Origin of the sequence: Azorhizobium doebereinerae UFLA1-100, from assembly GCF_000473085.1 — a bacterium.
In the GTDB taxonomy this organism is placed as follows: domain Bacteria; phylum Pseudomonadota; class Alphaproteobacteria; order Rhizobiales; family Xanthobacteraceae; genus Azorhizobium; species Azorhizobium doebereinerae.
This window is the reverse complement of sequence record NZ_AXBA01000002.1, coordinates 191,678-209,846: the sequence shown is the minus strand read 5'-3', so window position 1 is coordinate 209,846 and position 18,169 is coordinate 191,678. Positions and strand designations below refer to the sequence as shown.

The 18,169-nt window shown below is 69.8% G+C and carries 18 protein-coding genes and 2 tRNA genes; 4 read left to right on the top strand and 16 right to left on the bottom strand.

Annotation, left to right across the window (positions count from 1 at the left end; all coding sequences use genetic code 11):
* Positions 1-2 precede the first annotated feature (2 nt).
* The 6 genes from tssE to aroC all read right to left on the bottom strand — a co-directional run bounded on the left by tssE (position 3) and on the right by aroC (position 6,651).
* Positions 3-434 carry a type VI secretion system baseplate subunit TssE gene (gene tssE, locus YU1_RS0103535; RefSeq protein WP_029002890.1) on the bottom strand — a complete coding sequence of 144 codons (432 nt, stop codon included), beginning with the start codon at positions 432-434 and terminating at the stop codon, positions 3-5.
* Between the two features lie 159 nt (positions 435-593).
* Positions 594-2,081, bottom strand: a complete 1,488-nt coding sequence (gene tssC, locus YU1_RS0103530; RefSeq protein ID WP_029002889.1) for a type VI secretion system contractile sheath large subunit — start codon at positions 2,079-2,081, stop codon at positions 594-596.
* Positions 2,082-2,145: 64 nt separating this feature from the next.
* Entirely contained in the window at positions 2,146-2,649 is a 504-nt protein-coding gene (gene tssB / locus YU1_RS0103525; protein ID WP_029002888.1) for a type VI secretion system contractile sheath small subunit, read from the bottom strand.
* Between the two features lie 38 nt (positions 2,650-2,687).
* Positions 2,688-4,373 carry a type VI secretion system protein TssA gene (tssA, locus tag YU1_RS0103520; protein WP_029002887.1) on the bottom strand — a complete coding sequence of 562 codons (1,686 nt, stop codon included), beginning with the start codon at positions 4,371-4,373 and terminating at the stop codon, positions 2,688-2,690.
* Positions 4,374-4,552: 179 nt separating this feature from the next.
* Positions 4,553-5,488 carry a bestrophin family protein gene (locus YU1_RS0103515; protein WP_029002886.1) on the bottom strand — a complete coding sequence of 312 codons (936 nt, stop codon included), beginning with the start codon at positions 5,486-5,488 and terminating at the stop codon, positions 4,553-4,555.
* Positions 5,489-5,538: 50 nt separating this feature from the next.
* Positions 5,539-6,651 carry a chorismate synthase gene (aroC, locus tag YU1_RS0103510; RefSeq protein ID WP_029002885.1) on the bottom strand — a complete coding sequence of 371 codons (1,113 nt, stop codon included), beginning with the start codon at positions 6,649-6,651 and terminating at the stop codon, positions 5,539-5,541.
* A gap of 226 nt (positions 6,652-6,877) precedes the next feature.
* Between aroC and YU1_RS0103505 the strand changes: the two genes are divergently transcribed.
* Entirely contained in the window at positions 6,878-8,215 is a 1,338-nt protein-coding gene (locus YU1_RS0103505) for a hemolysin family protein (protein ID WP_029002884.1), read from the top strand.
* 30 nt (positions 8,216-8,245) lie between these two features.
* Here the strand turns inward: YU1_RS0103505 and YU1_RS0103500 are convergent, their stop codons facing one another.
* From YU1_RS0103500 to fabI, 4 genes are all read right to left on the bottom strand, one after another.
* Positions 8,246-8,836: a histidine phosphatase family protein gene (locus YU1_RS0103500; RefSeq protein WP_029002883.1), complete on the bottom strand. Its 591-nt coding sequence runs from the start codon at positions 8,834-8,836 to the stop codon at positions 8,246-8,248.
* Complete coding sequence (locus YU1_RS27770; RefSeq protein WP_156921946.1) at positions 8,833-9,288, bottom strand: hypothetical protein; 456 nt, start codon at positions 9,286-9,288, stop codon at positions 8,833-8,835. Before YU1_RS27770 ends, YU1_RS0103500 begins: the two co-directional genes overlap by 4 nt.
* A 38-nt stretch (positions 9,289-9,326) precedes the next feature.
* Positions 9,327-9,872: a hypothetical protein gene (locus tag YU1_RS27765; protein WP_051356447.1), complete on the bottom strand. Its 546-nt coding sequence runs from the start codon at positions 9,870-9,872 to the stop codon at positions 9,327-9,329.
* An 81-nt stretch (positions 9,873-9,953) separates the two neighbouring features.
* Positions 9,954-10,781 (bottom strand): enoyl-ACP reductase FabI, encoded by an 828-nt coding sequence (fabI, locus tag YU1_RS0103485; RefSeq protein ID WP_029002882.1) that lies wholly within the window; start codon positions 10,779-10,781, stop codon positions 9,954-9,956.
* 147 nt (positions 10,782-10,928) lie between these two features.
* Between fabI and YU1_RS0103480 the strand changes: the two genes are divergently transcribed.
* Together YU1_RS0103480 and YU1_RS0103475 are read left to right on the top strand one after the other, a co-directional pair.
* A tRNA-Pro gene (locus YU1_RS0103480) sits at positions 10,929-11,005 on the top strand.
* 327 nt (positions 11,006-11,332) lie between these two features.
* Positions 11,333-11,409 (top strand) — tRNA-Pro (locus YU1_RS0103475).
* A gap of 109 nt (positions 11,410-11,518) precedes the next feature.
* On the opposite strand, the gene YU1_RS0103470 is transcribed toward YU1_RS0103475, so the two are convergent.
* The 4 genes from YU1_RS0103470 to YU1_RS27760 form a co-directional block, all read right to left on the bottom strand.
* Positions 11,519-12,181, bottom strand: a complete 663-nt coding sequence (locus tag YU1_RS0103470) for a DUF3313 domain-containing protein (RefSeq protein ID WP_051356446.1) — start codon at positions 12,179-12,181, stop codon at positions 11,519-11,521.
* Between the two features lie 481 nt (positions 12,182-12,662).
* A complete protein-coding gene (locus YU1_RS0103465; RefSeq protein ID WP_029002880.1) occupies positions 12,663-13,271 on the bottom strand; it encodes a TetR/AcrR family transcriptional regulator in 609 nt (202 codons plus the stop codon).
* 196 nt (positions 13,272-13,467) lie between these two features.
* On the bottom strand, positions 13,468-13,704 hold the full coding sequence (locus YU1_RS33930; RefSeq protein WP_029002879.1) for a hypothetical protein: 237 nt from the start codon (positions 13,702-13,704) through the stop codon (positions 13,468-13,470).
* 133 nt (positions 13,705-13,837) lie between these two features.
* Positions 13,838-14,362, bottom strand: a complete 525-nt coding sequence (locus tag YU1_RS27760) for a hypothetical protein (RefSeq protein ID WP_051356445.1) — start codon at positions 14,360-14,362, stop codon at positions 13,838-13,840.
* A 180-nt stretch (positions 14,363-14,542) separates the two neighbouring features.
* On the opposite strand from YU1_RS27760, the gene YU1_RS0103450 reads away from it, so the two are divergent.
* The gene (locus YU1_RS0103450; protein ID WP_029002878.1) at positions 14,543-14,794 is read left to right on the top strand and encodes a Nif11 family protein; all 252 of its coding nucleotides are present in this window, start codon (positions 14,543-14,545) and stop codon (positions 14,792-14,794) included.
* Positions 14,795-14,812: 18 nt separating this feature from the next.
* Here YU1_RS0103450 and mgtE read toward each other — a convergent pair whose 3' ends face one another.
* Both mgtE and YU1_RS27755 read right to left on the bottom strand, forming a co-directional pair.
* Positions 14,813-16,174 carry a magnesium transporter gene (gene mgtE, locus YU1_RS0103445; RefSeq protein ID WP_035713546.1) on the bottom strand — a complete coding sequence of 454 codons (1,362 nt, stop codon included), beginning with the start codon at positions 16,172-16,174 and terminating at the stop codon, positions 14,813-14,815.
* A gap of 426 nt (positions 16,175-16,600) precedes the next feature.
* Positions 16,601-17,755, bottom strand: a complete 1,155-nt coding sequence (locus tag YU1_RS27755) for a glycosyltransferase family A protein (protein WP_051356444.1) — start codon at positions 17,753-17,755, stop codon at positions 16,601-16,603.
* Positions 17,756-18,169: the final 414 nt, after the last annotated feature.

Below are 18,169 nucleotides of genomic sequence, written 5' to 3'. Positions count from 1 at the left end.
GCCTATCCCATCACCCGGACGAAGCCGTCATTGTTGAGCACCGTGTCGAACGACAGGCGCTCCACCTCGTCTCCCACCACCAAAGCGGCGTGGATGCGGAAGGCGAGGCGCAGCGGGTTGGAGCGGTCCGGCACATGGCGCACGGACACGCCGGACAGGCGTGGCTCGAACGCCTCGATCTGGCCGCGCACCGCATTCGCGATGATGGCGATGGCGTCGGGAAAGCGGCCCACCAGGCCGTTGAAGTCCGGCATGCCGTAGTCCGGCCGCACCTGGCAGCAGCCGGCCCGCGAATTGAGCACGGCGCGCATGTTGATGAGCACGCTGTCCAGCAGTTCCGAGGAACTGGCGAACTCCCCGCCGAGCCGCAGCGGCGCAGCCGTGCCGCCGGCATCGGCGGCGATCAGGCGCTCCACCAGGGTTCGCTGGGCCATCGGACCTTCACCATGCGCGGGGGCGGCGCTACGCGCGGCGCCGGAGGAGAAAACGAGGAGCGGGCGCGAGGGCGCGCCGGCCCGGGCCGGCGCACGCCATCGGCGGGATCGCCCGTTCGACACCCGGGCGCCGTCGCGGGAACGGCGCCCGGAGCGGCATCACGACTTGTCGAGCTTGCCCTTCAGGGTGAGCGTGAAGTCAGCGCCCATGTATTTGAAGTGCGGCTGCACGGCCATGGCGACGCGGTACCAGCCCGGCTCGCCCTGCACGTCCTCCACCTGGATGGAGGCGGCGCGCAGCGGCCGGCGGGAGCGCACCTCGGCGGAGGGGTTCTCCTGGTCGGCCACATACTGGCGGATCCACTTGTTGAGCTCGGTCTCCAGCTCGACGCGGGTCTTCCAGCTGCCGATGTTCTCGCGCTGGAGCACCTTGATGTAGTGCGCCAGGCGATTGATGATGAACATGTAAGGCAGCTGGGTGCCGAGCTTGTAGTTCAGCTCGGCTTCCTTGCCGTCCTCGCTGTTGCCGAAGAACTTCGGCTTCTGCACCGAATTGGCGGAGAAGAAGGAGGCGTTGTCCGTGCCCTTGCGCATGGTCAGGGCGATGAAGCCCTGCTCGGCCAGCTCGTATTCGCGCCGGTCGGAGATCAGCACCTCGGTGGGCACCTTGCTCTGCAACTGGCCCATGGCCTCGAAGGTGTGCAGCGGCAGGTTCTCCACCGCGCCGCCGGACTGCGGGCCGATGATGTTCGGGCACCAGCGGAACTGGGCGAAGCTGTCGGTGAGGCGGGTGGCGAAGGCGTAGGCGGCGTTGCCCCACAGATAGTTGGCCGTGGTGCCGGAGGACGCCTCGTTATAATTGAACGACTTCACCGGGTTGCTGTCCGGCCCGTAGGGCAGGCGGAGCAGGAAGCGCGGGGCGGTGAGGCCCACGTAGCGCGCGTCCTCGGTCTGGCGGAAGCTGTTCCACTTGGCGTATTTCGGCCCCTCGAAGATGGACTGGAGGTCCTTGAGGTTGGCCAGTTCCTCGAACTGGTCGACGCCGAACATCTGGGTGCTGGCGGCGCCGATGATCGGGGCGTGGGACATCGCCCCGACGCTCGCCATGTACTGGAGCAGCTTGATGTCCTGCGCGCCCGGGCCGTAGTCGAAATTGGTGATGACCGCGCCGATGGGCTGGCCGCCGAACTGGCCGTATTCGGCGGTGTAGACGTGCCGGTAGAGGCCGGAGCGCACGATCTCCGGGCTGTCGTCGAAATCGGCCAGCAGCTCGTCCTTGGAGGTGGAGAGCATCTCGATCTTGATGTTCTGGCGGAAGTCGGTCTTGTCCACCAGGAACTTCAGCCCGCGCCAGGCGGATTCCAGCTGCTGGAAGTTCTCGTCGTGCAGGATGGTGTCGAGCTGGGCGGACAGCTTCTGGTCGATGGCGGCGATCATCTGGTCGACGACGGCGCTGTTGACCTTCTCGTCGCCGCGGGTCGGCTTCAGCAGCTCGGCGACGAAGGCGGCGACGCCGCGTCGGGCGACGTCATAGCCGTCGTCGCTGGGGCGCAGCTTGGTCTCCAGCAGGATCTGGTCGAGCATGGAGGGCTCGGCGGCGGTGGTGACCGCGCCGGCCTGGAGTTCGGCGGAGGCTTCGGTGCTCATGGATCACGTCTCCTAGGGGCTCGACCGCGCCGGGCGCAGGTCGCAGCGGGTGAGCGGATGCGGGTCAGGCCTTGTCGCTGTCGGTGCCGGCCTCGCCGGTCAGCTCGCTGAGGAAGCGCTGGCGGGTGGCCTCGTCCTCGATCACGCTCTGGATGATCTTGCGGAACGCCGGGATGTTGCCGAGCGGGCCCTTCAGCGCCACCAGCGCCTCGCGCATCTCCAGCAGCTTGCTCAATTCGGGCACCTGCCGGGCCACCGCCTCCGGCTCGAAATCCTTCAGCCGGTCGAACTTCAGGTTCACCGACACCTTCTGGTCGGCGGCGCCGTCCTCCAGCCGGTTCGGCACAGAGAGGTCGAGGGCGAGGTCGTGGCCCTTCAGCACGTCGTCGAAATTGTCCTTGTTGATGTTCACCAGCGGGCGTTCCTCCACCGGGCGCTCGTCGGCGCGCAGGGTGTAGTCGCCCACCACCAGCAGCTTCAGCGGCAGCTCCACCTCTTCCTTGGCGTTGCCGGTGGCGGGCCGGTAACGGATGTTGACCCGTTCCTTCGGCGCGACGGATTCACTCATGGTCTTGGCTCCCCGGCTTCATCGGCTGGCGTGTTGGGTTACGAATGGACGAACCGCGCGGCGGCCCGCAGGTCGAGATGGGCAAGGCGCTGCTGAGCGGCTTCCAGCGCCGTGCGCAGGCGCTCCTCGCCCAGCACCTTGGCGGCGGAAGGGTGCTTGAGGGCGCGCATGGCGAGGCCCGCCGCCTTCAGCGCCAGGGCCGGCTCCCACAGGTCCAGCGTGCGGGCGTCCGCGACCGCCTGGAGGTGCACCACCAAAGGCAGCGCCACGCCTGGCAGGTCCATGTCCAGGCAGAGCTGGGCCTGGAGCGCCTGGATGTCGAACACCTGCCGGCCGTCGCGGGCGCGCTCGCGGGCGGCGGCGAGGCGGTCCAGCGCCTCGGCCTTCCTGCCGTTGGCGGCGAGTTCGCGCACCTCACCCTGGAGCTCGGCCAGATCCTCGCCCGGCGCGTCGGCGGCGACGGCTGCGCCCGCGCCGGCGTGCTGCGACAGCCAGTCCCGCGTGGCGGCGTCGGCGAACGGGGTGCCGTCGGAGAAGGTCAGGTCCACCAGTTCGGGCAGGCGGCGCACGAAGCCGGTGGTGGTCTCCAGCACCGCGCCCACCGCCATGCCGTAGCGCGGGCCCAGCAGCGCCAGCGCGTCGCAGACCAGGCGGCTGGCGTCGAGCCAGAATGGCGCCGAGCCGATCATGGCCTCCAGATTGCGCACCACCGCCTCGTGCTCGCCGGCGCGATGCAGCGCCTCGATGCTCTGGAGGCGCTGGGCGCCGGGCGGAAACAATTGCGTGGTGCCGCCCTTGGCCTCCGGCGGCACGGTGATGTCGAGCCAGGCGGCCATGCGCGCGAGGCGGTAGCTGCGCGGGTCGGCGAGGTCGGCGTCGCGCAGCACGGCGGCGTGCTGGCGCATGCTGTCGGCCAGGGCGCTGAGCGCGCGCTCCATGTCCGGCCCGGCGCCGCCGGCGGGCGGGGCGGGGGGCGCGGCCGCCGGGGGCGGCACGTGCGCCGCCGGCGCCGTGGCGGATGCCGGCGCGGCCGGCGCATCGGCGGCGCGGGCGGGCTCTGCCGGCGGCGGCGCGCTGGCGGCGGCTTCCGCGGCGGCCGATGCTGCCGTGGCCCGGGCGGCGGCCTCGGCTTCCGCAGCCGCGGCGCGGGCCAGCATGTCCTTGGCGTCGCCGGCCTTGGCGCGCACCGCGCGCACCAGTTCGCCGATCGCCACCTGTTCCTTGGCGAGCTTCTCCGGCAGCAGGCGTTGCAGGTCTTCCAGGATGGCGCTGGCGTGCAGGACGGCGGACGCCTCGTCGGCCTCCGGCTTCATCTCCGCCACCAGGGGCGTCAGGCGGACGGTGAGCCATTCCAGCGCCCCGACCCGCGCCCGCTCGCGCTTGGGCAGGATGGCGTCCCAATGGTCCGCCACCATGGGCGCGAGGGCGGAAAAGCCCACCGCGATGCCGCGCCAGCGCTCCTGCTGGGCCAGCGCGTAGATGGTCCACACCACCACCAGCAGGTCGCGGCCGCGATGGGTGATGAGGTCGAGCCCGCCGTCGGCGACCTTGCCCCAGCGCACGCCGCCGGGGCCTTCGGTGTCGATCAGGCGGACCTCGGCCTCGATGTCCTCAAAGGCGGGGTCCTCGCGCACGTCGGCGCCGAGCGGGGCGTTGGCGGACAGCGGCGCCTGCAAGGCGGCACAGCGCGCGTCCTCGAAGACCGCGATGGAGAGATCGCTCATTCCCGCCCAAGTCCGCACCCTGCGGGCAGCCCCCGCGGCCGACGCATCGCGGCTCTTTCTGGCCGGGTTGTTTGACGGTGGTATGAAGACCAGAACGCGGTTTCACGACAGTTACGCCGGCCGGAGCAAGGCCCGGCGGCGCCGCCGCGCCCCGGGCTGCTGGCGGTGTCCCGGCCTCGTCACATCAGCACGAAATCCACCGGCGCGGGCAGGGGCGGGAGGTCGGTCTCGCCAAGCGCCTCGCGCAGGTTGATGGCGATGGTGTCGGCGATGGCGGCGATGGGCAGGTCGTTGGGCAGCTCGCCGAACGGCTCCTCCAGTTCGTCACTCAGCATGTCGAGGCCGAAGAAGGTGTAGGCCACCATGCCGGCGGCGAACGGGGCAAGCCAGCCGATCAGGTCGGCGAAGCCGAACGGCAGCAGGAAGCAGAACACATAGGCGGTGCGGTGGAGCAGCAGGGTGTAGGCGAACGGCACCGGCGTCGTCAGGATGCGCTCGCAGGACGCCACCGCCGACGCCAGATGATTGACCGTGCCGTCGATTATCGAGAATTCGATGTCGCTGAGCAGCCCCTGCCGGCGCGCGTCCGACAGCGTGGCGCCGATCCGGCGCAGGATGAAGTCGGGGCGGTTGCGGCTGGCCTGGATGCCCGCCCGCGCCTCCTCGGGCAGGTGGGCGAAGATGCGCCGCGCGTCGCCGCCGGGGCGCAGGTGCATCAGCAGCGCGTAGGTCAGGCTGATCGCCAGATGGACCAGTTCGGCCCGCGTCCGCTCGCCGCGTCCCTCGCCGCGGCCTTCCAGCAGGATGGTCTGTCGCGCGAGCGTGCGGCAGGCGATGACCAGTTCGCCCCACTGCTTGCGCGCCTCCCACCAGCGCTCGTAGCAGGCGCTGTTGCGGAACCCCAGGAAGATGGACAGCGCGATGCCGATCAGCGCGAACGGCGCGCTGCTGACCGCGGGGACGAATTGCGGGAAGTATCGGTGGCCCAGGACGACAAGGCCGGACAGGATCATCACCAGAAGGATCTGCGGATAGATGCGTTCCAGCATCGCGCCGCTCTTCCAGCGAAAAATGAAGAAAACCGAGAACAGGTTCGGTTTTTCACGCACAATCATGGGGGAATCTCGGTTCTTGGCTGGCCTGCATGGCTGCGGCCGGTATTCGCTCAGCGCGGGAAGGGCCAGACCGGATTGGCCCCCACCTGGCCGCGATGGCGCAGCAGGTGGTCGGCCAGCACGCACAGCACCATCGCCTCGCCCACCGGCACGGCGCGGATGCCGACGCAGGGGTCGTGGCGGCCCTTGGTGACGAGGTCGGTCTCGGCGCCGAACTTGTCCACCGTGCGGCGGGGCGTGAGAATGGAGGACGTCGGCTTCACCGCGAAGCGCGCCACCACCGGCGCGCCGGTGGAGATGCCGCCGAGAATCCCGCCCGCATGGTTGGAGAGGAAGGCCGGGTGCCCCTCGTTGCCGGCGCGCATCTCGTCGGCATTCTCCTCGCCGGTGAGGCGGGCGGCGTTGAAGCCCTCGCCGATCTCCACGCCCTTCACCGCATTGATGCTCATGAGCGCGGCCGCGAGGTCGGCGTCCAGCTTGCCATAGATCGGCGCGCCGAGGCCGGCGGGCACGTTCTCGGCGATCACCTCCACCACCGCGCCCACCGAGGAGCCGCGCTTGCGGATGGCGTCGAGATACTCGGTCCACAGCGGCACCGTCTCCGGGTCCGGGCAGAAGAAGGGGTTGTTGGGCACCTCCGTCCAGTCCCAGCGCGCCCGGTCGATCTCGATCTCGCCGATGCGGGTCAGCGCGGCGCGCACCACCACGCCGGGCAGCACCTTGGCGGCCACCGCGCCGGCCGCGACGCGGGTCGCGGTCTCGCGCGCCGAGGAGCGGCCGCCGCCGCGATGGTCGCGGATGCCGTACTTGATGTCATAGGTGAAGTCCGCATGGCCGGGGCGGTAGCTGCCGGCGATGTCGGAATAGTCCTTGGAGCGCTGGTCCACATTCTCGATCAGCAGCGCGATGGGCGTGCCGGTGGAGACGAGGCCGCCGTCCTTGTGCTCCAGGGTGCCGGAGAGGATGCGCACCGCGTCCGGCTCGCGCCGCTGGGTGGTGAAGCGCGAGGTGCCGGGGCGGCGGCGGTCCAGCGCCTCCTGGATCTCCTCCAGCGTGAAGCGCAGGCCGGGCGGGCAGCCGTCCACCACGCAGCCGATGGCCGGGCCATGGCTTTCGCCGAAGGTGGTGACGCGGAACAGGTGCCCGAACGTATTGAACGACATGAGGCTTGGCTTCCCTCGCATTCCCGGCGGTCGCGGGCCGCCGGGGCTGCTGCTGTCTAGATCAGCTTCCGCGACACGGCAACGCGCGCGGCGAAATCGCCGGGCCGGTCTCGCGCCGCGCGGCGCCTGCCCATGCGGGAAGCGGGCCACCTTTTTGGCCGCTGTCACGCACAGGAGCGACAAGCTGTGTTATGCAGGATGTGACGGAAGGCGCCACATCTCTCCCATGCCCATTCTCGAAATCGCGATTGTTCTGTTTCTCGTCCTGTTGAACGCCATTCTTGCCGCGGCCGAGCTGTCCATCGTCTCGGCCCGCCCCGCGCGGCTCCAGCCGCGGGCCGACGCCGGGAACAAGGGCGCGCAGGCGGCCCTGCTGCTGGGCGCGGAGCCCGGGCGCTTCCTGTCCATCGTGCAGATCGGCATCACCCTCATCGGCATCCTGGCCGGCGCCTTCTCCGGCGCCAGCCTCGGTGCCTATCTCTCGGAGGTGCTGCTCGACGCCGGCCTGCCGCATTCGGCGGCGGACCCGCTGGGCTATGCCATCGCGGTGGGCGGCATCACCTATGTATCGCTCATCATCGGCGAACTGATCCCCAAGCGTCTCGCCTTGCAGAATCCCGAGCGGCTGGCCTGCGCGCTGGCGCCGCTGATGCTGCGGCTGTCGAAATTCTCCGCCCCCGCGGTGTGGGTGCTGGACGCCTCCGCCCGCGCCGTGCTGCGGCTGCTGGGTGAGAAGGACCGCAAGAAGGAAGGCGTCACCGACGAGGAGATCCGCGCCATCATCACCGAGGCGGAGACCGCCGGGGTGATCGATCCCGCCGAGCGGCGGATGATCTCCGGCGTCATGCGCCTCGCCGACCGGCCGGTCACCGCCATCATGACGCCGCGCCCGGACGTGGAGTGGGTGGACATCTCCGCCGCGCCGGAGGAGATCCGCGACGCGCTGCTGGAAAGCCCGCACAGCCGCCTTCCGGCCTGCGAGGGCTCGCCGGAGGAGACGGTGGGCGTGATCCAGGCCAAGCAATTGCTGGACGCCTATCTGCGCGGCGAGACCCCGGACCCGCGCGGCTTCGTGCAGACCGTGCCGTTCGTGGTGGAGACCGTGGGGGCGCTGGAAGCCATGCGCATGCTGCGCGGCGCCACCGTGCCCATGGGCATCGTGGTGGACGAATATGGCGACATGGTCGGCGTCGTCACCGGCTACGACCTGCTCGCCGCCATCACCGGCACGGTGCTGGAGCAGGATCTGGCGGGCGGAACGGAGGGGCAGGGCGACGAGCCGCACGTGGTGCAGCGCGCCGACGGCTCCTATCTCATCTCCGGCGAGACCCCTGTGGACGAACTGCATGACGTGCTGGGCGTGGAGATCGAGACCGACGGCCGCTTCCACACCGTGGCCGGCTTCGCGCTGGCGCAGATCAAGGAGCTGCCGGAGGTGGGCGCGGTGTTCGACGCGCTCGGCTGGCGCTTCGAGATCGTCGACATGGACGGCCGGCGCATCGACAAGCTGCTGGTCTCCCGCCCGCCCATGCTGCACCGCCAGAAGACCATCGACGCGGTGTAGCACCGGCGCGGCGAAGTCGTGCGGGGCGCTTTAGTCCGCCACCTCGAACAGGCCGCCTTCCAGCACGTAGATGGCGCCCTGGCGGATGGGAACGAGGGCGGCGTCCTGCGCCGGCATGCCGGCCTTGGCGTGCAGCAGGGCGCGGATCACCCCGCCATGGGTGACCACCACCGCGTCGCCCCTGACGCGGTCGACAGCGGCACCCGCCCGCTGGCTCAGCATCACATAGCTCTCGCCGTCCGGCGGCACGAAGCTCCAGGGGTCGAGCTCGCGCGTCCGCACCGCCCGCGCGTCGCGGCGGCGGATTTCCGGCCAGGTCATGCCTTCCCACTGGCCGAAGGACAGTTCCGCCAGTTGCGGGTCGTGGGCGAAGTCTGAGGCCGGAAGCTCCAGCGTGGTGCGCAGGATGCGCATGGTCTCCAAGGCCCGGCTGAGCGGGCTGGAGACGAAATGGAGGCCCTCCACGCCGCCGGCGAGCTGGGCCAGCACCCGGCCGACGCGCGCCGCCTGGGCACGGCCGAGGCTGTTGAGGGGAATGTCGCGCCGGCCCTGCAGCCGGCCGGCCACGTTCCAGTCCGTCTCGCCGTGGCGGACCAGGAAGAGGCGGCGCGGAGCGCTCATCGGGCCGGCAGCGTCAGATAGTGGTCGTACCACTGGCCGAGCGGCGGGTAGCTGACGCGGATGTGCGCCGTCCCGGTGCCCGTGCCGCGCACCACCATGCCCGGCAAGCGCCGGCCGAGGCAGACCAGATAGCCATAGTCGGTGCCGGTGACCACATAGGGGCCCGGCGCGATGGAGAGCTTCACGCCCGGCGAGGTGGTGACCACGGTGATGGTGGGCAGCCCGAGGTCGGTGCACTGCTGGTTGGCGGTGCCGGCGGCGAACAGGATGCCGTCGCTGCCGCCGCCGGTGAAATAATTCACCACATAGGCGTCGGGGTCGTTGTCGTGGCCCTCGGCGGCCGCGCCCGGGGCGGGCAGGGCGAGGGCGCCCGCCGCCGTCATGCCGGCCGCGAGGAGGCCGGCCGCGACGATGGCGCCGAAGCGTCGGTTCAGGTCCTGGCGTGCGTTCATGTCCATCCCCCCAACACTCCCGCGCCTGTGCCGGCGGCTCAGAGGCCGGGCACCTGCACCACATGGTCGTACCAGGCGCCGAGGTGCGGATAGGTCACCCGCAGGGTGACGCTCGCCCCGCCCTTCGGCAGGCGGCCCATGTAGCGCACCACCGCGCCGGACACCGGGCGGCCGAGGCAGCGGGTGGAGCCGCCGTCGATATCCTGCGCCACGAAAGTGCCGGGGCTCACCGCCAGCTTGGTGCCCGCCGGGGCCGACAGGATCGCGATCTGCGGCCGCTGCTCGGCCTGGCAGTTGAAGTCCACGGTGCCCGCCGCGAAGATCGGCACGCCGCTCTTCGTCCCCTTCACCACCCCGCCGGACAGCGCCGGCCCGTCGGCGATCATGTAGCCGAGGCCGTATTCCGAGGGCATGGAGTAATTGGGGAAGAAAGCGCCGCCGGAACCGAAGAAGCGGTCGCGCAGCGGATACTGCTCCAGCGTCGGCAGGCCTTCCGGCGCCCCGAGCGTGGAACCGGCCAGCGCGGGGAGGACGGAGCCGGCGAGGAGAAGGGCCGAAAGGGCGCAGCGCAGCATCCGCATCATGACATCTCCTTGAAACCCGGGCGGTATCCGGCCGGCCTTGCGGCTTGGGCGGACCGCCCTACGCGTGACTTCGGCGCACCCTCACTCGCGCACGAGCGCCAGGTCCGGCGCGTCGGGGTGCTTCATGCCGACGATATGATAGCCCGCATCCACGTGATGTATCTCGCCCGTAACGCCGCGGGAGAGATCGGACAGCAGATAGACGCCGGTGTCACCCACCTCGTCCGTGGTCACGGTGCGGCGCAGCGGCGAGTTCAGCTCGTTCCACTTCAGGATGTAGCGGAAGTCGCCGATGCCGGAAGCGGCCAGCGTCTTGATCGGGCCGGCGGAAATGGCGTTGACGCGGATCTGCTTCGGGCCGAGGTCGGCGGCAAGATAGCGCACGCTGGCCTCCAGCGCGGCCTTGGCGACGCCCATGACATTGTAGTGCGGCATCCACTTCTCGGCGCCGTAATAGGTCAGCGTCAGCAGCGAGCCGCCGTCGTTCATGATCTTCTCCGCCCGCTGCGCCAGCGCAGTGAAGGAGTAGCAGGAGATGAACATGGTCTTGGTGAAATTGTCGGCGCTGGTGTCCACGTAGCGCCCGTCCAGCTCGTCCTTGTTGGAGAAGGCGATGCAGTGGACCAGGAAGTCGATGGAGCCGAACAGTTTTTCCGTCTCGGCGAACACCGCGTCCATGGTGGTCGGATCGGTGACGTCACAATGGCCCACCAGATGGCCGCCCAGCTCGGCGGCGAGCGGCTCCACGCGCTTCTTCAGCGCCTCGCCCTGGTAGGTCAGCGCGATCTCCGCGCCCTGCGCGCGCGCCGCCTTGGCGATGCCGTAGGCGATGGAGCGGTTGTTGGCGACGCCGAAGATCAGCCCGCGCTTGCCCTTGAGGAGACCGCTCGCGCTGTCGTTCGTCACCATGTCCCAGTACTCCACTGCTTGAAATTCGGCCCGTATGACAGGGCGGCGCTTCCTATGACACGCGCGCCGTGGGGGTTCAAGCGAGGGGCGCACGAGATCGCCCTTGCGCCGGGCGCAAGGTGCGTGCTAGACGCAGCCCCCTGAGTTCGGAGTGTAGCGCAGTCTGGTAGCGCACCACGTTCGGGACGTGGGGGTCGCAGGTTCAAATCCTGCCACTCCGACCAGTTTTCTCCGGCTCTTTCCAAACTATGGCCTGATGGCGACACGGATCGGCTTGCTCTCGCCGGTGCGTCGGCGTGCGCGGTTTTTTCCGGCGATGTGGACGGGCGGCGGCGCATTTTCGGACCGGCTGGATCATCTGCCCCAAGGGCATGGTGTCCGGTGATTCGCGGCGCGGGCCGAAGCGGAACGGGCGGTGCATGGCGGGCCTGCGCCCCGCGCGGGCGGGCCGTTCCGGTTCGTTGCTGCCGCTTCCTGGGGAGAGACGCGCTTTTCCGCGCCAAGGCCATTCACCCGGAGGCGGGCGCGTGCTAGTCGCTGCGGCCTGGGTTCGGAGTGTAGCGCAGTCTGGTAGCGCACCACGTTCGGGACGTGGGGGTCGCAGGTTCAAATCCTGCCACTCCGACCAGCTCTCCAAAGCCCGGTTTTCCTCAAGCTTTCATCCTGGCGCCGATGCGGCGCGGGGCCTTGCGTGCGGCATGGCCGGCGCCCGCCCCGGGACGCGCGCCGGCGGTGGATCACTGCAATTCGGCGAGCAGGGCCTCGGCGCCCTTGTCGATGCCCACCTTCGAGGCCGCCAGCGGGCCGAAGCTGGCGGGAATGTCGTAGGGGTTGGGATACTGTTTCGACACATAGGCGGCGAGGAGCTGGTTGGTCTTGGCGTCGTGGATCTCCACCGCATAGATGACCGCGCCGGTCAGCGTGCCTTCGCCGCCGCGCGCGGTCTGGAGGCCGTTGTAGACGCCGCCGGCGATGTCGAACCGCGACAGGGTGGCGAGCACCGGGGGGGTCGCCGTGGCGCCGGTCAGGGTCAGCTTGAGGCGCAGCGTGTGCGGTCCGGGCGCATTCACCATCAGGAAGCGGCTCCGCAGCTTCTCGGAGAACTGGGCCTGCATGTAGCCGGCGAGCGCGACCTTGTCGGCGTCGGTCATGGTGCCGAACTGCTGGTCGGGCCCCTGATAGATGGCCACGGGATCGACGATGATCTTCTGATACTGCCGCCAGTCCGCATTGCTCGCGTAGCGGTACGGCATCCGCCCGGACTTGTCCTGCGCGTTGCGCTCCAGCTGGGCGGAGGAGGCGATGCCGGAATATTTGACCGGCTCGGCGGTGCCGCAGCCGGCGAGGGCGAGGCAGAGCGCGGCGGCGGCAAGCCGGGGGGCGGTGATCGGGAGAGGCATTCGGATGTCCTGTTCGTGCGGGGGAGGCTGCGGCGGCACGGCACGCCGGACGCAGCGGGCTCTGCCTCGGCGGCGCACGCGGGCATTCGCGCCGGAGCGCGGGCAGCCGGATGCGTTCCGCGACCCGGCGGTGCCGGGCGCGGGGGCCGCAAAAGCGGAGGGATGGCATGTGGGAGCAGATCCCGGCCCGCCGGCCGAGGGCGGTGGCCGACGGACCGGGATCAGAACGCGCGCCTTAGAATGAAGGGCCGGGCTGCAAGGGGCGGCGCCACGCGCACGGGTCGCCGGTCAGGCAAGTGACCGATCGCGCGGATCCTGCCGCCTCCGGCGGAGGCCGGAAGCGCCCCACCACAGGCTCGTCCCCTTTCAGTCTCTCGCTACGTTGGGTGAACCGTAGCATTGATGGGACGAGTTGCAAACCGTCTGGTCGGTTTTTTTAAAAGATGATTTTTCCCGATGGCGGCGAGACCGGGGCGTCCGGTCAGGCGTCCTGCTTGCGGCGGGCCGCTGGGCGCGGCTTCGAGGGCTTGCCTTGCGCGGTCCACGCTTCGGCATCAAGCAGGCGGGCGAACAGCCGGTCCCGGTCCGCCGGGCTGAGCGGGGACATGCCCAGCATCGTGGTCAGGGCAAGTCCCAGAGCGGCGGACCAGCGCAGCAACGCGAGATCCGGGTCGGCGGCTTCCGCCTTGATGCCCTCCACCCGCTCGGCGCTCCGCTCGCGGGAAATAGACAGCAGGCCCGGATCTTGGGCCAGCGCGCCGAGGATGGCGAAGAAGACCGAATGCGGGTCGCTGGTCGTCTCGCGGATGGTGACGATCTGGGAGGCGAGAACCTGTTCCGGATGCTTTGCGCCGGGCCCAGATTGGTAGGCTTTGGAGAAAACGTCGAAGTGGGCGATCTGGTGCTCCAGCAGCGCCTTGAGCACGGCTTCCTTGGTGCGGAACTGGTGCATCAGTCCGCCCTTGCTGATGCCGCTCTCGCGGGCGATGGCGTCCAGCGTGAGCCGGCCGGGCCCGTCGCGGGCGATGATGGTCAGCGCCGCATCCAGGATGGCCTTTCGGGACCGCTCCGACCGGGTGTTGTTGTCCATGCCGTCTCCAATGCCCGGTCACCAAGTTTCGGTGCCTGGGTCTTCCTGTCCATACTCGATATAGGGCCGGCGTGACCATAAAAACAGACTGTGCGGTCTGTTTTCGGCGCGTTTCCGCATGCTCCTGCGTCAACCGCAATGAAAAACCCCGCCCCTCGCGAGAGGGACGGGGCTGATGTGCGACGACGCGGCGCGATCAGCGCTGGGTCGGGTTGCGGTCCGGATCCTGGCGCTTGCTCGGGTCCATGCCGCCGTGCTGGCCGCCCTGCTGTCCGGGCTGGCCCTTCTGGCCGCCCTGCTGGCCCTGGCCGCCGCCGGTCTGGCTCTGCTGGCCCGGGTTCTGCCGGTTCGGGTCCTGCTGGCGGTTGGGATCCTGGTTCTGGCCCTGGCCGGGGTTGCGGGTGTCGGCATTGCGATTGTCGGGATTGCCCATGGGTGGTGTCCTTCGCATTATCGTTGCTCGCCCCAGGACATCAACGTCGACCGTCTGCGGTCGTTCCAGCTTGGCCGTTGATTTTCAACGGTTTTGGGTCTGTCCGTCGCATGCGGCGGCCGCCCCCGCCTGTCTACCAGCGCGGGCGGCAGTGCAGGCCGCCATAGGGGCCGCGCCAGCAGCCGCCGCCGCCGGCGCCCACCCACCAGTCGATGAACAGGCTGGCGTCCGCGCCGGCTTCCGGCTTGGTGTCGCCCAGCACGCGATAGCTGTAGGTCAGGGTATCGCCGTCCAGCTTGGGGGCGGTGAGCTCGACCACCGCGACCACCACCTTGCCGTTCACCGTGGTGGACAGCGTGGCGTTGGGCGGGTCGCGCTGGAAATCGCCCTTGCCGCCGGTCCAATAGGATATGAAGCCGGCGGTGCTGGCATCGCCGGTGAGCCGTTCAGGCCGGTCGGAGAACATCACGATCTGCGGCGAAACGCCCTTCAGCGTCAGCGTCTTGCCGTCGATGCTCGCCGAGTCGGCGGTGACGACGAACAGCCAGTTGGCCTGCGGCATGGCGATGTCCGCCTTGGGATCGGGCGCCGGGCCGTCGGCGGCGTGCGCGGCGCCGGCGACCAGCAGCGCCGCCATCATCGTGGTCCAGAACCTCATCGCCCGCCTCCCCCGTCATCCCGCGCACCTTACCCGTTCGGCGCCGTGCTGCGAACGGGCAAGGGGTTGCCCCGGACCTGTGGCACACTGTCGAGGCCAAGACGCGGCCGGGACCCGCAGCGGAACATCCCGGCGACCTTGGCCGTTGTTGCACCCGAAGGTCACACAGGGAGAACACCCATGTCGCAAGCCGATCTCGAACGCCTGAAGGCCGACGCCTCCGGCAATACGGGGCTCGCGGAAGTGCTGATGGAGGCGATCCCGGGCTTCGCTTCGCCGGAGGACGCCGTGAACTTCCTCGCCACGCGCGGCTTCGAGATTTCCACCCGCGAACTGACCGATGCCGCTGCCACCGAAGCGCGGCAGGACACCCGCATCGGCAAGGACGAGGGCGCCTACGGCGCGCTGCTGCGCTTCATGGTGGAACGCTGAGCCGCCCTTCGGAGCGGCCTAGAGGATGGTGCCCTTGAGGAAGAGGTAGGCGACGCTGAAATAGATGATCAGCCCGGTGACATCCACCAGCGTCGCCACGAACGGCGCCGAGGCGCTCGCCGGGTCGAAGCCCGCCCGTTTGAGGATGAAGGGCAGCATGGAGCCGGCCAGCGAGCCGAAGGTGACGATGCCCACCAGCGCCGAGGCGATGGTCATCGCCAGCAACTGCCAGTGCGGGCCGTAGTCGAACAGCCCCAGCCCCTGCCACACCATGATGCGGATCATGCCCAGCACGCCGAGGATGGCGCCGAGCGTCATGCCGGTGGGGATCTCCCGCAGGGCGACGCGGAACCAGTCCCTCAGCCGCACCTGGTGCAGCGCCAGGGCGCGGATGATGAGGGAGGTAGCCTGCGAGCCCGAGTTGCCGCCCGAGCTCATGACCAGCGGCACGAACAAAGCGAGCACGATGGCCCGCTCCAGTTCGTCCGAGAACACCTGCATGGCGCTGGCCGTGAACATCTCCGAGACGAACAGGATGCACAGCCAGCCGGCGCGCTTCTTGATCATCTCGGCAAAGCTGATCTGCATGTAGGGCTCGTCGATGGCCTCCATGCCGCCCATGCGCTGCACGTCCTCGGTCTGGTCCTCGATCATGGCGTCGATGACGTCGTCGAAGGTGCAGATGCCGATGAGGTGGCCGGTGGAATCCACCACTGGAATGGCCAGAAGGTCGTATTTGGCGATCAGCCGGGCCACGTCCTCGCTGGAGGCGAAGGGCGTGGTGGTGATCGGGGCATAGGGCTGCGCCACCGAGGCGATGGGCGCGCCGGGCTCGCCGGAGATGAGGCGACGCAGCGTCACGATGTGCAGCAGGCGGCGCGTCACCGGGTCGAGCACGTAGATGGCGTAGATGGTTTCCCGCGTCCGCTCCACCAGGCGGATATGGTCCAGCGTCTGCTGCACCGTCCAGCTCGCCGGAACGGTGACGAACTCCGTCGTCATCAGGCCGCCGGCGGTGTCCTCGGGATAGGTGAGCAGATGCTCGATCGCGCCGCGCGCCTCGGGGCTGAGCCGGGCCTGGAGCCGGGCGCGGACCTCCTCGTCCACCCAGCGCAGCACGTCGGCGGCGCGGTCGGTGGACATGCCCTCCAGCAGCGCCACCGCCTTGTCCGGCGACAAGATCTCCAGCATTTCGGAGGCCCATTCGAAGGTCGGCTGGTCGAGCACCTCTACCGCCCAGTCGAGCGGCAGGCGATCGACGAATTCCGCCGCCTCGGCCGGAACCTGGCTGTTGAGATATTCCACCGTATCGGCCACGTGCGCGCGGCTGATGCGCGGCAGCGAAACGGGCGCCGGAGGGCTGGCGGTCTCAAGCTTCATCAGGGGCTCCCCCCGGGGCGGTGCGTCGTGAAGGGCGAAGCCGGATGCCGCCGGACCGGACCCCGCCCGGGCCTGCGGGCGGCGACCGTCACCGGCGCCAGGAAGGGAGCGTTCCCCCGCCGGCCACCCATGGCTGCGGAATGGAGCGGGCTCTCTGGCTGCATGAGGCTGCGCCCCGCGCATAAAGCTCAAAGCGTGCCGCGTGACAATCCTGCCCCGAGGCAAAGCGCAGCGGGGCGTGCATTTGTCCCCGGCGGACGGTGGGATGCGGAACGCCTCCCCTCCAGCAGCGTTATCTCGACAGCAACCTGACAGGAGGATCGGTCATGCGCGGGTTTGTTCTTTGGCTTCTTGGCGTTCCGTTCTCGGTGATCGTGCTGCTTTACTTGTTCAACGTGCTCTGAGCCGGGACACGGGGCGGGCGCCTCAGCGCCCGTCGTCCGGCCCCGACCGGCCGGTGAGCTGCCGCAGGCCGGCACGCAGCCGCATCTCGGCGATGAGCGCCATCGCCCGCGCGGTCTCCAGCGTGAGCTGCGCGGGAGCGAGCGGATGCGGCGTCAGCAGCGGGCTGATGCCCTCGAGCGTCGCCCAGATCTGCGGGAAGCCGGGCAGGGCGGCGAGCTTGAACGCGTCGATGGCCGAGATGCGCAGCTGCCCGGCCCAATTGGTCACGCTCCACAACTGGCCCGTCGCATGCGCCTTGCGCAGCGTGCGGCGCAGCCGTGCCCGGCGCACCACCTGGGCCACCGGCTCCAGTTCCAGCGTGCCCTGCATGCTCTGGCCCTCGCTCCAGGCGCGGAAGCGCGCGCCGATGCCGCCCGCGTCGATCCGCCAGGAGGCGGACACCTGCGCAGCCGGATCGTGCCGCACGATGCAGCCGCCGCGGCGCAGCGCGGTGACGAGGGCGCGGCCGGAACCGGCCGCGAGCGTGGGAATGCCGCCCGCCTTCACATAGGGGCCGACCTGCACCGCCAGGCTGGCGCTGGAGGCCTCGCGATGGACCGGCCAGGGGTTTTCCGGGTCCGGGTCGATGCGGTGGTCGATGTCGGAGATCAGCCGGGCATAGCGCTGGGCGGCCTGATAGCGCCGCCACAGGGGCGCGGGCAGGCTCTCGGCCGCGTCCATCTCCACCCGGCCGGCGACGGCATCCGCGCCCCGGGCCAGAGCGGCGAGGTTCGCCGCCACCCAGTTGGGCGCCGCGCGGGCATCCGCCTCGGTGGTCAGGATGGCGCCGTCCGGCATGCCGGAGGTGACGAAAAGCGAGGCGGCCGCGTCCATCACATGGCGGCGCGCCCAGGCGGCGCCGTCGCGGTCCGGCGGCAGGTCGATGGACAGGATGCGCAAGGGCAGGGGCAGGGTCTCGCCGGCCGCCACCGCCACCTGCTCGGTGCGGTCGACGCAATTGTGCAGCAGGACGATGGTCGCGAAGTCGGGCGCGTCGCGCTGCGCGGCGAGCGCGGCGAGGCAATCCATCAGACGGGTTTCCTCGTCCTTCACCGGAATGGCAACGATCGCCTTGGGCGCCACCAGCACCCGGCGGGGCGGTGCCACCACGCGAAACGACAGGGGGGTATCCGACATCTCCGACCATCCCGCTCCCCCGGCACCCCGGGGGCTGGTGTCCGCGTTCCCGGACGCTATGGCGGACCCGTTCCGCCCCGCTTCCGGAGATTGGTATGGACACGCCGGGTTTCAACCGGCCAGCGCGCCCGCTTCGCGCAACCGAAAATAGCGCGCCCGATGATCCCGTTGGCCCGGCCGTGGCGCGGGCCGGGCGGGTCGAGACCGCTGCGCGGCCCGCCATCCCTTCCACCGCACGGCTTCCCCGCCCCGCATGTGCCGTCAGGCACCGGGCCGGCCCCTGCCTCCTCTACCCACTCAGGGTCGCATGAAGCTTGCGTTCATTTTGCCTAAAATGTGGGCGAATGTTCAAACGCTAGCCGATGTCGGTGCCTCTGCATGCCTTTTGGGCTGTCGCTTGCTTGGGCAGGCAAG